This is a genomic window from Microbacterium gubbeenense DSM 15944, from assembly GCF_000422745.1.
Classification (GTDB): Bacteria; Actinomycetota; Actinomycetes; order Actinomycetales; family Microbacteriaceae; genus Microbacterium; species Microbacterium gubbeenense.
On the sequence record NZ_KE383914.1, the window covers coordinates 25,772 to 40,864 of the forward strand.

Here is a 15,093-nt window from a genome sequence, read left to right on the forward strand (position 1 = left end):
TGACGGCTTGCGTCGTGAATCGATGTACGTCAATATAGACGTATGTCAATACAAATCGGGTGGTGTCGGTCATGACGGCGACCGTCGCCGTGACCCCGCGCCGGCTCTCGACCCTCGATCGATGGCTGCCGCTGTGGATCGGGCTCGCCATGGTCGCCGGACTCCTCATCGGACGATTCATCCCGGGCGTCTCACCGCTCCTGTCGCACCTCGAGGTCGGAGGCATTTCGGTACCGATCGCGCTCGGGCTGCTGGTGATGATGTATCCAGTGTTGGCGAAGGTGCGTTATGACCGGGTCGCTGCCGTCACGGGCGACAAGAAGCTGCTCGTCTCCTCGCTCGTGCTGAACTGGATCGTCGGACCGGCCCTGATGTTCGCGCTCGCGTGGATCTTCCTGCCGGACCTTCCCGAGTACCGCACCGGACTGATCATCGTCGGTCTCGCGCGCTGCATTGCGATGGTCGTCATCTGGAACGATCTCGCCTGCGGTGACCGAGAAGCTGCTGCGGTGCTCGTGGCGGTGAACTCCGTCTTCCAGGTCGTCGCGTTCTCGCTGCTCGGCTGGTTCTACCTCACCGTCCTTCCTGCGTGGCTCGGCCTCGACACGGAGGGGCTGGAGATCTCTGTCGGGCAGATCGCGCTGAACGTGCTCATCTTCCTCGGCGTCCCCCTCGTCGCCGGTTTCGCCTCCCGCTATCTCGGCGAACGACGCAAGGGTCGTGCCTGGTACGAGGAGACGTTCCTCCCGAAGATCGGGCCATGGGCGCTCTACGGTCTGCTGTTCACGATCGTGCTGCTGTTCGCCCTTCAGGGAGAACAGGTCACCTCCCGTCCGTGGGACGTCGCACGGATCGCGCTGCCGCTTCTGGTGTACTTCGCGGTGATGTGGTTCGTCGGGCTGTTCACCGGGAAGTCTCTCGGTCTCGGCTACGCACGGTCCTCGACCCTGGCGTTCACGGCAGCGGGCAATAACTTCGAACTCGCCATCGCCGTCGCCATCGGTACCTTCGGCGCCGCCTCTGGGCAGGCGCTCGCCGGCGTGGTCGGCCCGCTCATCGAGGTGCCCGTGCTCGTTGGACTCGTGTACGTCTCCCTGTGGGCCGCGCGGGCGTGGTTCCGCACCGACCCCTACGCTCACGCCGTGAGCGCCGACGAAAGGACCGAACGATGAATGCGACCATCACCCCCGCCGTCGCCGATGACTGCGCGCCGTCGTCGACCCACGCGATCGGCGAACCGGCAGCCACGGCGTTGGCGGGTACGCTCAAGGCCATCGCCGATCCGCTGCGCTTGCGGATGCTGTCCGCGATCGCCACGGACGCCCGCGGTGAATGCTGCGTGTGCGACCTCGCCGAACTCGCGGATGTCTCCCAGCCCACGGTCTCCCACCACCTCAAGGTCCTCCGCGAGGTGGGAGTTCTCGCTTCCGAGCGGCGCGGAACGTGGGTCTGGTACCGGATCGCCGCAGAAGTGCGCCCTGCCGTCACGACTCTCCTGGACTCCTTTGCACCCGCCGCGATCGGCACAGCGATCCGCACCGAGTACGGAGGTCTTGAGGACGTTGAACATGCGCTTTCGGGCCTTGCGACGGTGCTGCAGCGGGTCCACCCGACGCTCAGCGCCGACCTCGTCACGGCGGTGGTGCGGGAGTCGTACACGTCGCTGGCGAAGACCGCGCGCATGAAGACGCACCTCGTTGCACTCACGGAGAACTTCGCGCGACAGCGGCTCACCGATATCACGAGGAACCGGGGCGAATCGCTTCCCCAGGTGCTGTTCGTGTGCGTTGCGAACGCCGGCCGTTCGCAACTCGCCGCGGCGCTGCTGAATCAGCGCGCCGAGGGCAGAATCGTCGCACGCTCGGCCGGATCCGCCCCTGCGCCGGAGATTCACCCGAACGTGCAGCCGCTCCTCGGTGAGATCGTCCGCGCGGAGGAGGACGAGCGCTTCCCGAAGCCGCTTACCGACGACGCCGTCCGTGCCGCCGATGTCGTGATCACGATGGGCTGCGGCGACGTGTGTCCGGTGATTCCCGGAGTCCGCTACGAGGACTGGGCGGTCGGCGATCCTGCCCTCGCCTCCTCCGAGGGTGTCGTCGCCATCCGCGACGACATCGCCCACCGTGTCGATGCGCTCATCGACACCCTCACCACCAACCGCTGAACCAGGAGAATCGCCATGAACGACACCAAGCCCTCCGTCCTGTTCGTCTGCGTCCACAACGCCGGCCGCTCTCAGATGGCTGCGGGGTTCCTCCGCGACATCGCCGGCGACAGCGTCGAGGTCCGCTCTGCCGGATCCATGCCCGCCGAGCAGATCAACCCCACCGCCGTTGAGGCCATGGCCGAGGTCGGCATCGACATCACGGCCGAGGCGCCGAAGGTGCTCACCACTGACGCGGTGAAAGAGTCGGATGTCGTCATCACCATGGGCTGCGGCGACGCGTGCCCGATCTTCCCCGGCAAGCGCTACGAGGACTGGGAGCTCGACGACCCCGCCGGCCAGGGCCTCGATGCGGTCCGCCCCATCCGCGACGACATCCGTGCGCGCATCGAAGGCCTCGTCGCGAGCCTCGCGTGATCCTTCGGGCGTGCCCCGAGGCCGCCTCCGTCACCCGATGACGACCACGGGGCGCGCCTGGCCGAGACACACCCTCCCCATCGCCGTCGAACACGGATAGCGTGAAGCCATGGCATCCGCGTATCTTCGGTACCCGCACATCCATGACGACCTGGTGACCTTCGTCGCCGCCGACGACCTCTGGCTCGCGCCGGTCGGCGGAGGGCGGGCCTGGCGGCTCACGAGCGATCACGCTCCCGCGAGACAGCCGCGATTCTCGCCCGACGGGGAACACATCGCCTTCGTCTCGCACCGCGATGGGCATCCCGAGGTGATGCTCGCCGTTGTCGCAACCGGCGAGGTGCGCCGCCTGACGTACTGGGGCAGCCCGATGCTGCACAACCTCGGCTGGACCGCCGACGGGCGCGTTCTCGCGGCCTCGAGCGCCGGCGAGGCCGAGTCGCGCCACACGGTCACGAAGGCGATCGCGCTCGACGGCACATCCGAGCGGCTCGAGATCGGCATGGCGTGGGGCGCCGCGATCCGATCGGATGGGCGCCAGGCCCTCGTCACCCCGGGAAGTCGCCCGCCCGCGTGGTGGAAGCGCTACCGGGGCGGATCCGCGCCGCGCCTCTGGCTGCGCGACGAGGGATCCGCGTGGCAGCGGATCCTGGGCGACGACGAGGCCTCGATCGTCGATCCGATGTGGATCGGCGACGCCCTCGCGTTCGTGTCGGATCGCGCCGCGCGCTTCCCCGACGCCGCGCGCGAACAGGCGAATATCTGGATCCTCGACGGCGACGAGCCGCGCCAGGTCACGCACCAGACGGAGGCCGACGGCTACGTGCGCGACGCCGCGACCGACGGCGCGCGCATCGTGTGGGCGAGCCGCGGGCGCATCCGGATCCTCGATTCCCTCGACGCCGAACCGCGCACGCTCGACATCGACGTGCCGGGCGCGGGGCCGGATCCGTTCGCGCTGGATCCGTCCGAGCACCTCACCCAGCTCGCGCCCGATCACGGGGGCAACGCGAGCGTCGCGATCTGGCGCGGCAAGCCGTTCTGGCTCACGCACCGCTCCGGGCCCGCTCGCGCGTTGCCGGGGGCAGACTCCGGCGTGCGCACGCGCGAGCCCGTCGTGCTCGGCACCACCGGGCGCGTGGCCTACGTGACCGATATCGAGGGCGAGGACGGGATCCAGATCACGAGCCCCGGATCCGAACAGGATTCGTTCCCGATCCTCACCGGCCAGCTCGGCCGCGTGCTGCACCTCGCCGCCGCACCCAAGGGGAAGGTGCTCGCCGCGATCTCGCACGACGGGGCGATCCGCCTGATCGACGTTGAGGCGGGATCCGCGCGCGACATCGGGCGCAGCACCCAGGGCGAGGCGCTCGACCCGCGCTTCTCACCCGACGGCCGCTACCTCGTCTGGTCGCAGCCGACCGCGGGAGAGGGCGAGCTGCACGCGCTGTGGATCGCCGACACGACCGGCGACGCGGATCCCGTGCGCGTCACGGACGGCCGCTTCCACGATCATTCGCCCGACTTCACGCGCGACGGCAAGCACCTCGTGTTCCTGTCGAACCGCACGTTCGATCCGGCCTACAGCGCTCAGGCCTTCGACCTGTCGTTCCAGGGCGCGACCCGGCCGTGGCTGATGCCGCTGTCGGCGACAGAGCCCGCACCGTTCGGCCCGAGCGCCGAGGGGTGGAGGTTCGGCGCCAAGACCGTGAAGCGGGCGCTGAAGTCCGCCGAGCTCGATGCGGAGGGCGCGGAGCAGCGCGTGGTGCCCTTCCCCGTGCCGTCCGCCGACTATCGCGACCTGCGGTCGACGTCCGGCGGCGTGGTCTGGGTCGCCGAGGGCAGCGACGTCGGCACCCTCGGATCCCGCCGCGCCGGGGTGGCGGGGGAGAAACAGCCGAACACGCTCGTTCGGTGGTCGTTCGACGACCGCGAGAGCTGGGTCGTCGTCGAGGGCCTCGACTCGTACGAGATCTCGGGCGACGGTGAGCGGGTCATCGTGTCGAAGGACGGCGAGGTGCAGATCACGCGCGTCACGCGCAAGGCCGATGGCGGCGACGACCCGATCAAGGTCGACCTGTCGCGGCTGCGCTTCACGCTCGATCCGGCCGCTGAATGGCTGCAGATGTTCGACGAGAACGCCCGACTCATGCGCGACCACTTCTGGCGCGAGGACATGGACGGCGTCGACTGGGAGGCGGCGACCGCCCGATGGCGCGAGGTGGTGCCGCTCGCGCGCACCCACGATGACGTGGTCGACATCATGTGGGAGCACGTCGGCGAGCTGAACACCTCGCACGCCTACGTGATGCCCGCCTCTCCGCTCGGCGACGAGACGCTGCGGCTCGGGTTCCTCGGGGCCGACCTGTCGCCGGCGGCCGACGGCTGGAGGATCGACCGGATCCTGCCGGGCGAGTCCAGCGATCCGGGCGCGCGCTCACCGCTCCTCGCCGCCGGCGTGGGAGCGGCGGTCGGCGACGTCATCGCGGAGATCGACGGATCGCCCATCGACCCCTCGTTCGGACCCGGCGCCTCGCTCGTCGGTGCCGCCGATAAGCCCGTCGAGCTCACCCTCCTGCGCGACGGCGCCGAACGCCGCGTGGTGGTCGTGCCGCTGCCCGACGAATCGGATCTTCGGTACCAGGACTGGGTGCGCTCGCGCCGCGAGTACGTCAACCGCGTCTCGGGCGGACGGATCGGGTACGTGCACGTACCCGACATGCAGGCGCGCGGGTGGGCGCAGCTGCACCGCGATCTGCGCCTGGCAGCGAGCGCCGAGGGCGTCATCGCCGACGTGCGCTACAACCGCGGAGGCCACACGAGCCAGCTCGTGATCGAGCGGCTCGCCTCGCGCGTGGTCGCGTGGAACGAGGCGCGCCAGCTCGGGTCGATGATCACGGATCCGGATCGCGCTCGCCGAGGCCCCGTCGTGTTCGTGGCGAATGAGTTCTCCGGATCCGACGGGGACATCGTCAATGCTCGCGCGCAGGCGCTCGGGCTCGGGCCCGTCGTCGGCGCGCGCACCTGGGGCGGAGTGGTCGGCATCGACGGCCGCTTCGACCTCGTGGACGGCACCGGCGTGACGCAGCCGCGGTACGCGTTCTGGCTCGAGGGCAAGGGCTGGGGCGTCGAGAACCACGGCGTCGACCCGGACATCGAGGTCATCCACGACCCCGCCGATCTGTTCTCCGAGAGTGATCCGCAGCTCGATCGCGCGGTCGCCGAGGCGCTCGCGGCGCTCGAGAAAGCGCCCGCGGCCGTGGCCCCCGGCCTGCCGGATCCGAAGGTGCGCTGATGCGCCTTCCGCCCCGCGGCGCTGTTCGCGGGGCGGGCTGCGCGCGGATACGCTGTCGTCATGAGCGAAGCGCCCACGGATCCCATGGCTGAACTGCTGCGTCTGCGCGCGAGCATCGACAACATCGACGCGGCGCTGACGTACATGCTCGCCGAGCGGTTCCGGTGCACGAAGCAGGTCGGGGCGCTGAAGGCCGCGCACGACCTGCCGGCGAGTGACCCGGCGCGAGAGGAGCGTCAGACCGCCCGGTTGCGCGAGCTCGCCGACGACGCCGACCTCGACCCGGCCTTCGCCGAGAAGTGGTTCAACTTCGTCGTCGCCGAGGTCATCCACCACCACATCAAGGCCAAGGGCGAGACGCAAGGCTAGACCGGCGTACGACGAAGCGCTGACCCCCGGTCGGGGAGTCAGCGCTTCGTCGTGGTCACACGGTCGCTCGGCGGAGCGTGGCGTACGCGCCGACGGAGAGCACGGCGGTGAGGGCAAGGCCGTAGAGCGTGAGCGCGAAGGATCCCGTGGTGCTGAACCACGCGAGCACGTCCATCCAGACGCCCGCCTTGGTGATCACGAAGATCGCGCCCACGACGATGAGGCCGAGCGCGACGCCGACCGACACGACCGCGAGGGTGCCGAACCGCTTCCAGATCGTCGCCATCCAGAACCCGACGACGAACAGGAGCATCGTCGCGGTGAAGTAGCTCAACCACGCCGACACCCAACCGGGCTCGAACAGGTACGGCAGGTACGCGATCCGTCCATTGAATCCGAAGCCTTCCGTCAGCGCCTCGATCCCGGCCAGCACGATGAAGATCGTGGCCATCATCGCGGATCCGATCGCGCCCATGATGAGGGTGCCGACGAAGAACTCTCGGCGCGTGATGCTCATGGCCTGCGAGAACGGGAACGCGAGCGTCATGGCCTGAATGCCGAGCGCCAGGAAGTACCACAGCGGCGCGTTCGCGGCGCCGACGACCTTGACGTCATCGCCCGGGATCAGCGAGATGATCACGAGCGACACCACGACGGCGCCGGCCAGCACGAGCAGCGGCACCCACACGAACGACTGGGTGTTGATCAGCTGGAGCCGCACGACGTTGAGCGTGCGGTTGCCGGGCCTTGTCGGCGCGGCGGGGGCGAGGGCGGTCATCGCAGTGCTCCTTCGGTCTCGCGGGCGGTCTCGCCCTGGTGCTGGGTGAGTCGGACGATCAGCTGCTGCAGCGGCACCGGGGCGAGCTCGAGGCCTGCGGCCTCCACACGGCGGCGCTCGTCGCCTGTGAGCTGACCGAGGAAGGTGACGCTCGCGACGCGACCGAGTGACTCGCGGTGCAGGATCTCGCGGCCCTGGACGAGCTGCTCGACGGCCTCCTTGTCGCCGACGACGCTCGTCGCCTGCTCCCGGGCCTCTTCCGCGGAGGAGTCCATGAGGATCCGCCCGCCATCGATCACGAGCACGCGCTCGATGAGGTTGGCGATCTCGTCGATGAGGTGGCTCGACAGCAGGATCGTGCGCGGGTGCTCCGTGTAGTCCTCGAGCAGCCGGTCGTAGAAGATCTGCCGGGCCACGGCGTCGAGCCCCAGGTACGGCTCGTCGAAGAAGGTGATCTCCGCACGCGAGGCGATGCCGATGATCACGCCGACCGCGGAGAGCTGGCCGCGCGAGAGCTTCTTGATCGTCGTCTTCAGCGGCAGCTGGAAGTCGTCGATCAGCCGCTCGCACAGCTGCTGATCCCAGTTCGGGAAGAACATCGCCGCCGAGCGGAACGCGACGCGCGCGTTCGCCTCGTCGGGGTACTTCTGGCTCTCGCGCACGAAGCACATGCGGTTCAGCACCCGCGCGTTCTCGTACGGATCCTCGCCGAAGACCTTGACGGATCCGCTCGTCGCGAAGTTCTGCGCCGTGAGGATCGACATCGCCGTGGTCTTCCCGGCGCCGTTGCGGCCCAGGAATCCGTAGATGGAATTGCGCTCGATGTCGAAGCTCACGCCGTCGAGCGCGGTCGTGTCCTTGTACGTCTTCGTCAGGTCTCGGACCTGGATGACGGGGTCCATGTGGTGCTCCTCGGGTGGGTCAGGAAGTCGGGTGGGACGCATGCTCATTGACGAGCTGCGTGATGTCATTGGGTGAGAGGCCGATCTTGCGGGCCTCGGCGATGAGGGGGGCGATGTAGCTGGCGGCGAACGCCGAGCGGCGGTCGCTCAGCACTCGCTCGCGGGCGCCCGCCGAGACGAACATGCCGATGCCGCGACGCTTGTAGAGGATTCCGTTGTCGACCAGCATGTTCACTCCTTTGGCTGCGGTTGCGGGATTGATGCGCGAGAAGGCCGCGAGCTCGTTCGTCGATGGCGCCTTCTCCTCTTCGCGGAGGGTGCCGTCGACGATCTGGTCTTCGACCATCTCGGCGATCTGCACGAAAAGCGGCTTGCCTTCGTCCATGTCACGCTCCCGGGTTATGTGGTTAGTTACTCAACTAATGAACCATGCAACTGGGTATACGTCAAGCGCGCGACGAACATTGCCGTCGCACGAGGGGACCGCGGTAGGGGTCAGGCCTCCAGTTCGCCGGCGACGCGGCGCTTGAGCTCGGAGTCGGCGGCGTTCGAGATCACGATGAGGCCGTCGAGCTCCTCGCGCACCCGCCGGTACGCGGTCTGGCGCTCGGCGGCGGTGGCCGACTGATCCACGGCCACGTTCAGCATGTGCTGCGCGCGGTCGAGGCGCTGGCGCTCCGACTCGGTGAACCCGCTGGCCCGCACGCGGCGCGCTTCCTGCTCGGCGACGTCGAACGCGACCTCGTAGTCGTGCACGGCGTCGCGGTACTCGGCGTAGGTTTCGGCGTCGATGCGCGATTCCGACGACTCGGGACGCAGCCCGTCGGCCACCTTCTTGGCGCGCAGGAACGCGGCGGTATGCGGATCCCGACCATCGCTCATCGTCGGGAACGCGATGAGCTTGCCGGCGTCGAGCTCGTACTCGAGCCAGCGCTTCGACACCTCGTCGTGCGTCGACATCAGACGCTCGATGCGGCTCGCGCGGCCCGCGGCGTCGGCCTCGGCGATCGCCTGCGGATCGTTCGACCGCTTCGACTGCGCGATCTCGGCCTTCACGCGCAGCACCTCGATGCGATTCTTGTGTCGCTGCTTGGCCTGCTTCGACCACCAGCTTCCGAGCGCGCTCAGCCCGCTGGCGATGGCGCCGCCGAAGACGAGCGCCAGCCACCAGTAGTTGCCGAGAAAGCCGAAGAGCGCGTCCACGCAACCCAGCCTACGGCGCCGCGGCCCCGCTCACCGGCGAGGTCAGGGCATCGGGCGAGATCCGCGCGATCTCACCCGAACAGCATCAGCAGGATCGTGGATCCGCCGCCGCCCACGATGAGCGCGATCACGGCGACCCAGGCGACGGCACGGATCCGGCGGCGGCGCCGCGCGAGCCTCGGGTCGGCGTCGGTGTCGGCGTACTCGAGCTCAGGCGGGATGCGGTCGCTCATACGGGCTCCGAGACGGTCGCGCCGAAGTGCGCCGGAAGCGTCGAGGTCGACATCTCGCGCAGCTCGGCCGCCGAGTACGAGAACACGTCCTGGATCTCGAACGTCGGCTCGGTGTCGGTCACGCCGATGCGCAGCACCGGGTAGTTCCGACCCTCGCAGAGGCCACGGAACTTCACGTCCTCCTCCCGCGGGACCGTGACGATCACGCGACCGGTCGACTCGGCGAACAGTGCCGCCGTGAGGTCGACGCCGTCGCGCTGCATGACCTCGTTCAGCCACACGCGGGCGCCGACGCCGAAGCGCATGACGCCCTCGGCGAGGGCGAGCGCGAGCCCGCCCTCGGACAGGTCGTGCGCGCTCGAGATGAGCCACTCGTCGCGCGCCGCCTGCAGCAGGCCCGCGAGGCGCTTCTCGCCCTCGAGATCGACCTTCGGCGGCAGGCCGCCGAGGTGATCGTGCACGACGTCGGCCCAAGCGGATCCGTCGAGCTCGTCGGCCGTCGTGCCGAGCAGGTAGATGTTCTCGCCCTGGTCCTGCCATCCGCTCGGGATGCGGCGCGAGACGTCGTCGATGATGCCGAGCACGCCGACGACGGGCGTCGGGTGGATCGGGGTATCGCCCGTCTGGTTGTAGAACGACACATTGCCGCCCGTGACGGGAACGCCGAGCGCCTGGCAGGCGTCGGAGAGGCCATCGACGGCCTGCGAGAACTGCCACATGACCTCGGGGTTCTCGGGGGATCCGAAGTTGAGGCAGTCGGTGACGGCGGTCGGCACCGCACCCGTGACGGCGACGTTGCGGTACGCCTCCGCGAGGGCGAGCTGCGCACCGGCGTGCGGGTCGAGCTGGCAGTAGCGGCCGTTGGCGTCGGTTGCGATCGCGAAGCCGAGGCCCGATTCCTCGTCGACGCGGATCATTCCCGCATCGTCAGGGAAGGACAGCGCCGTATTGCCGAGGACGAAGTAGTCGTACTGGTTCGTGATCCAGCTCGTGTCGGCGAGGTTCGGGCTCTTCACGAGCGCCTCGAACTGCGAGGCCGCCTCAGCAGGCTTCGTCACGCGCGACAGCTTCGCCGCCGAATCGGCCTGCAGGGTGTCGATCCACGTGGGGTACGCGACCGGACGGTCGTAGACGGGGCCGTCGACCGCGACGGTCGAGGGATCCACGTCGACGATGGTCTCGCCGTCCCACGTGATGACGAGGCGGCCATCGCCCGTGACCTCGCCGAGCACGCTCGTCTCGACGTCCCACTTGTCGACGACGGCGAGGAAGGCGTCGAGCTTCTCGGGCGTCACGATGGCCATCATGCGCTCCTGCGACTCGCTCATGAGGATCTCCTCGGCGGTCAGCGAGGGATCGCGCAGCAGCACGTTGGTCAGCTCGACGTTCATGCCGGATCCGCCGTTCGCGGCGAGCTCGCTCGTCGCACACGAGATGCCGGCGGCGCCGAGATCCTGGATCGCCTCGACGAGCTCGCCCGCGTACAGCTCGAGACAGCATTCGATGAGTACCTTCTCGGCGAAGGGGTCGCCCACCTGCACGGCGGGGCGCTTGGTCGGGCCTCCGTCGCTGAACGAGTCAGAGGCGAGGATGGACGCGCCGCCGATGCCGTCGCCGCCCGTGCGTGCGCCGAAGAGCACGACCTTGTTGCCGGGACCCGTCGCGTTCGCGAGGCGGATGTCCTCGTGCCGCATCACGCCGACGGCGAGCGCGTTCACGAGGGGGTTGGCCTGGTAGACCGAGTCGAAGACCGTCTCGCCGCCGATGTTCGGCAGGCCCAGGCAGTTGCCGTAGGCCGAGATTCCCGAGACCACGCCGTGCACGACGCGTGCGGTGTCGGGGTGGTCGATCGCCCCGAAGCGCAGCTGATCCATGACCGCAACGGGGCGGGCGCCCATTGAAATGATGTCGCGCACGATGCCCCCGACGCCCGTTGCGGCGCCCTGGAACGGCTCGATGTACGACGGGTGGTTGTGGCTCTCGACCTTGAACGTCACCGCCCAGCCTTCGCCCACGTCGACGACGCCGGCGTTCTGGCCCATGCCCACCATGAGACGTTCCTTCATCTCATCGGTGACCTTCTCGCCGAAGCGGCGTAGGTAGTTCTTGGAGCTCTTGTAAGAGCAGTGCTCGCTCCACATCACCGAGTACATCGCGAGCTCGCCCGAGGTGGGGCGGCGGCCCAGGATCTCGCGGATCTGCGCGTATTCGTCGTCCTTCAGGCCGAGTGCTCCGTACGGCTGCTCGCGCTCGGGAGTGGCGGCGGCGTTCGAGACGGTGTCGGCGACGTGTTCGATGGTCACGCGGGAGCTCCAGGAGTCAGGCGGGGAGGGATGGGCCCAGTCTAGTTGGGAGGGCTGACATTCGCGGGCGGGCCTCAGACCGACCCGGCGGGCTCGCTCCACTTCGGCGTCGGGGCCTCCCAAGTCGTGAGCTTCGTCATGAGCTCCGACGGGTCCGTCGCGCGGATGAGGCTCTCGCGGAACTGCGCCTTCACGAACCCTTCTGTGACGAGTCGGTCGATCATCGTCATGAGCGGATTCCAGAAGCCGTTCACGTCGTATACCGCGATGGGCTTGCGATGGATGCCGAGCTGCTGCCACGTCCACGCCTCGAAGAACTCCTCGAGCGTGCCGACGCCGCCCGGCAGGATGACGAAAGCATCGCTCAGCTCGGCCATGCGCTGCTTGCGCTCGTGCATGTCGGCGACGACCTCGAGGCGCGTGAGATCGTCGTGCGCGATCTCCTTGTCGACGAGCGCGTGGGGGATCACGCCGATGACCTCGCCGCCCGCGTCGCGCCCCGCCGACGCGACGGCGCCCATCAGACCGACGTTGCCGCCGCCGTACACCAGCCCCTTCCCGTCGCTCGCGAGAGCGGACGCAACGGCTGTCGCAGCGCGCAGGTACGCGGGATCGGCCCCGGGGGAGGATCCGGTGAACACGGCGACGCGGTTGATCTCAGGCATGCCTCCAGATTAGGCCCGCGGTCACGTGCGACGTTCAGGTCGGGGTACGGCGAGCGAACTCCCTCGCCTTACCCTTCAGCCGCGCAAACTTACCCCTTCAATGGACAGGGCCGCATGATAAAGTCCTAGGCATCTTTGCCTTCATGACAATTCTGAACGGGTAATCGGGGAAATACATGCCACGGTGCACGTCCAAGCCTTCTGTCGTCAAACGGATTTCCGCGATTGTCGGTGCAGCGGCAGTTGTAGCCACCTCGCTCGTGGTCGGCGGCGTCGGGGCAACGTCGGTGTCGGCTGCCGTTTTCACCTGCAGCGCTGACACGATCTATGCCCAGAACAGCGCCGGGCAGGTCGTCGCGGTGAACGTGTCGGAGGGGCCGGGCGCGGGCTCGACGAGCGTGCAAGCGAATGGTCAGCAGAACAACGGGCTGGGCATCGCCGACGAGGGCGCAACCGGGTTCACGATCAACAACGGCACGGCCGGTTCCACGAAGAAGATCTCGATATACGACGGCCCGAGCGCTACTACGCAGACGAAGAACTTGGGTGACGGTAACGCGCCAGGATCGATCATCCGGGGTGCCGTCGATCCCACGACCGGCGTATATTACTATGCTGGCGCGGGCACGTCCGCCTACCTCGGGGCCTACAACCCGTCGCAGGGCGTAGCGATCGGCCAGATCGGGTGGATCACAAACCTCAAGTCCGGTAATGGCGATTTCGCCTTCAGTTCTACGGGGGCGCTGTTCGTCGCCGCGGATAACGAGGTTCGTGTCGTCGATCAGAACCCTGTGCCGACCAGCCCGAGCACTTCCCGGCAGCTGTCGACCTCCCTCGTCGCGACCCTCCCGTCTGGAGTCGCGGGCAATGGCATCGCGTTCGGCAACGGCGGCAACCTGTTCGTCTCGAGCGGAACCTCGCTGTACGAGGTGGATCCCGCGTCGGGTGAGCACCTGCGCACCATCCCGCTCAGCGGTGGGTTCTCGATGACCGACCTCGCGAGCTGCTCGTATCCGAACACCCTGACCGTGCAGAAGGACATCGTCGACCGCTTCGCCCCGAACGACCAGTTCGGCCTCAGCGTCACCGGCGGGGCGATCAGCGAGGACAACACCGCGACCACCTCCGGCAGTGCGAACGGCGTGCAGGCACAGGCCGCGGGCCCCGTCTTCGCGACCGCGGGAACGCGGTACACCGTCTCGGAGTCTGCCGCGGGCAGCGCCCGGATGTCGAACTATGTGTCGAGCATCGCCTGCATCGATACGTCTACGGGCGCTGCCGTACCGGTGACGGGAAGCGGCCCCTCCTGGCAGCTCACGTACCCGCAGTCGAATCTGGGCATCGACGTCGTGTGCACGATCACCAACGATCCGCTCGACAAGGGGTACACGGTCGAGAAGACCTCGGATCCCGAGTCGGGAACGCCGGTGAGCGCCGGCGACACGATCATCTACACGGTCAGCGCGACCAACGACGGTGAGACGGTGCTCGATCCCGCGAGCGTGACGGACGACCTGAGCGGTGTGCTGGAATACGCAACCTACGCCGGCGACGCGTCTGCGACGATCGACGGCGAACCCGCAAGCGACCCCGAGGTATCGGGAACACAGCTCGAGTGGACCGGCTCGCTCGACCCTGGTCAGACGGTCGAGGTGACCTATTCGGTACAGGCCGACGCTGACTCGGCGGGTCAGCTGCTGCGGAACACCGCGAGCGGCACGGCGGTGCCGCCTGGCGGCGAACCTATCACGCCCCCGGGGGTGTCGACTGAGCACGCGGTCAACGAGCCCGGCTTCGAGGTGCACAAGACGGCAGATCCCGCCTCGGGCACCGCGGTCGACGCCGGAAGTACCGTGACCTACACGGTGACGGGCCAGAACACCGGCGCGACCGTGCTCGATCCGGCCGAGGTCGTGGATGACCTGTCGGGCGTGCTGACGAGTGCGGCATTCAACGACGACGCGTCCGCGACGATCGACGGCGAACCCGCCGACGCGCCGGCCCTCGAAGATGATCAGCTGACATGGTCCGGCGCCCTGGACCCGGGCCAGACCGTCTCCATCACCTACTCGGTGACCGTCGACGACGACGCAGCGGGCGAGACGCTGGAGAACGCGGTGTCCGGTACTGCGGTACCGCCGGGCGGCGGCGATCCCCTGACGACTCCGCCCGAGACCGTGACCAACCCGGTCAACGAACCCGGTTTTTCGCTCTCGAAGTCGGTCGATCCCGCATCCGGGGAGGCCGTGAACCCGGGCGACGTGCTGACTTATACCGTCGTCGGTGAGAACTCCGGGCAGACAGCGCTCGACCCGGTGGATATCACCGACGATCTGTCGAGCGTTCTCGAACACGCGAGCTTCAACGGCGACGCGACGGCGACGATCAACGGCGAACCTGCGACGGCTCCGGGCGTTGACGAGGATGCGCTGACGTGGAGCGGATCGCTTCCCGTGGGGGCCACGGTCACGATCACCTACACCGTCACCGTCGACGGTGACGCGGGCGGCGAGACGCTCGTCAACTCCGCCGAGGGTTCGGCTGTGCCTCCGGGTGGCGGCACGATCACTCCTCCGCCGTCGAACGTGGAGAATCCGGTGAACGAGCCGGGCTTCGAGTTCTCGAAGTCGGTGGACCCGGAAAGCGGCACGGCTGTCGATCCGGGCAGGGTGCTGACGTACACGCTGACGGGTGAGAACACCGGTCAGACAGCTTTGGATCCGGTGGAGATCGCGGACGACCTGTCTGCCGTGCTCGCGGGTGC

General features: G+C 68.3%; 13 protein-coding genes. 6 read left to right on the forward strand and 7 right to left on the reverse strand.

Features of this window, described 5'->3' with window-relative positions:
* Nucleotides 1–71 precede the first annotated feature (71 nt).
* From arsB to G510_RS0113550, 5 genes are all read left to right on the forward strand, one after another.
* On the forward strand, nt 72–1,172 hold the full coding sequence (gene arsB, locus G510_RS0113530; RefSeq protein ID WP_029154043.1) for an ACR3 family arsenite efflux transporter: 1,101 nt from the start codon (nt 72–74) through the stop codon (nt 1,170–1,172).
* Nucleotides 1,169–2,164, forward strand: a complete 996-nt coding sequence (locus G510_RS0113535) for a metalloregulator ArsR/SmtB family transcription factor (protein WP_029154044.1) — start codon at nt 1,169–1,171, stop codon at nt 2,162–2,164. Before arsB ends, G510_RS0113535 begins: the two co-directional genes overlap by 4 nt.
* 15 nt (nt 2,165–2,179) lie before the next feature.
* Complete coding sequence (locus G510_RS0113540; RefSeq protein ID WP_029154045.1) at nt 2,180–2,581, forward strand: arsenate reductase ArsC; 402 nt, start codon at nt 2,180–2,182, stop codon at nt 2,579–2,581.
* A gap of 109 nt (nt 2,582–2,690) precedes the next feature.
* A complete protein-coding gene (locus G510_RS0113545) occupies nt 2,691–5,876 on the forward strand; it encodes a S41 family peptidase (protein WP_029154046.1) in 3,186 nt (1,061 codons plus the stop codon).
* Nucleotides 5,877–5,936: 60 nt separating this feature from the next.
* Nucleotides 5,937–6,245, forward strand: coding sequence for a chorismate mutase (locus tag G510_RS0113550; RefSeq protein ID WP_029154047.1), 309 nt, complete (start codon nt 5,937–5,939; stop codon nt 6,243–6,245).
* A gap of 55 nt (nt 6,246–6,300) precedes the next feature.
* Here G510_RS0113550 and G510_RS0113555 read toward each other — a convergent pair whose 3' ends face one another.
* The 7 genes from G510_RS0113555 to G510_RS0113585 all read right to left on the reverse strand — a co-directional run bounded on the left by G510_RS0113555 (nt 6,301) and on the right by G510_RS0113585 (nt 12,329).
* The gene (locus G510_RS0113555) at nt 6,301–7,023 is read right to left on the reverse strand and encodes a hypothetical protein (RefSeq protein WP_029154048.1); all 723 of its coding nucleotides are present in this window, start codon (nt 7,021–7,023) and stop codon (nt 6,301–6,303) included.
* Nucleotides 7,020–7,925, reverse strand: coding sequence for an ABC transporter ATP-binding protein (locus G510_RS0113560; RefSeq protein WP_029154049.1), 906 nt, complete (start codon nt 7,923–7,925; stop codon nt 7,020–7,022). The genes G510_RS0113555 and G510_RS0113560 overlap by 4 nt, the downstream gene beginning before the upstream one ends.
* Before the next feature lie 19 nt (nt 7,926–7,944).
* A complete protein-coding gene (locus G510_RS0113565) occupies nt 7,945–8,310 on the reverse strand; it encodes a GntR family transcriptional regulator (RefSeq protein WP_029154050.1) in 366 nt (121 codons plus the stop codon).
* A 110-nt stretch (nt 8,311–8,420) separates the two neighbouring features.
* The gene (locus G510_RS0113570) at nt 8,421–9,128 is read right to left on the reverse strand and encodes a hypothetical protein (protein ID WP_029154051.1); all 708 of its coding nucleotides are present in this window, start codon (nt 9,126–9,128) and stop codon (nt 8,421–8,423) included.
* Nucleotides 9,129–9,199: 71 nt separating this feature from the next.
* A complete protein-coding gene (locus tag G510_RS18440; RefSeq protein ID WP_157560697.1) occupies nt 9,200–9,361 on the reverse strand; it encodes a hypothetical protein in 162 nt (53 codons plus the stop codon).
* Nucleotides 9,358–11,664 carry a phosphoribosylformylglycinamidine synthase subunit PurL gene (gene purL, locus G510_RS17070; RefSeq protein WP_036323533.1) on the reverse strand — a complete coding sequence of 769 codons (2,307 nt, stop codon included), beginning with the start codon at nt 11,662–11,664 and terminating at the stop codon, nt 9,358–9,360. The genes G510_RS18440 and purL overlap by 4 nt, the downstream gene beginning before the upstream one ends.
* 74 nt (nt 11,665–11,738) lie before the next feature.
* Nucleotides 11,739–12,329 carry an LOG family protein gene (locus G510_RS0113585; RefSeq protein ID WP_029154052.1) on the reverse strand — a complete coding sequence of 197 codons (591 nt, stop codon included), beginning with the start codon at nt 12,327–12,329 and terminating at the stop codon, nt 11,739–11,741.
* A 287-nt stretch (nt 12,330–12,616) separates the two neighbouring features.
* Here G510_RS0113585 and G510_RS17075 point away from each other — a divergent pair.
* Nucleotides 12,617–15,093: isopeptide-forming domain-containing fimbrial protein (locus G510_RS17075; protein WP_169562655.1), on the forward strand; the 2,477-nt coding region annotated here is incomplete at its 3' end.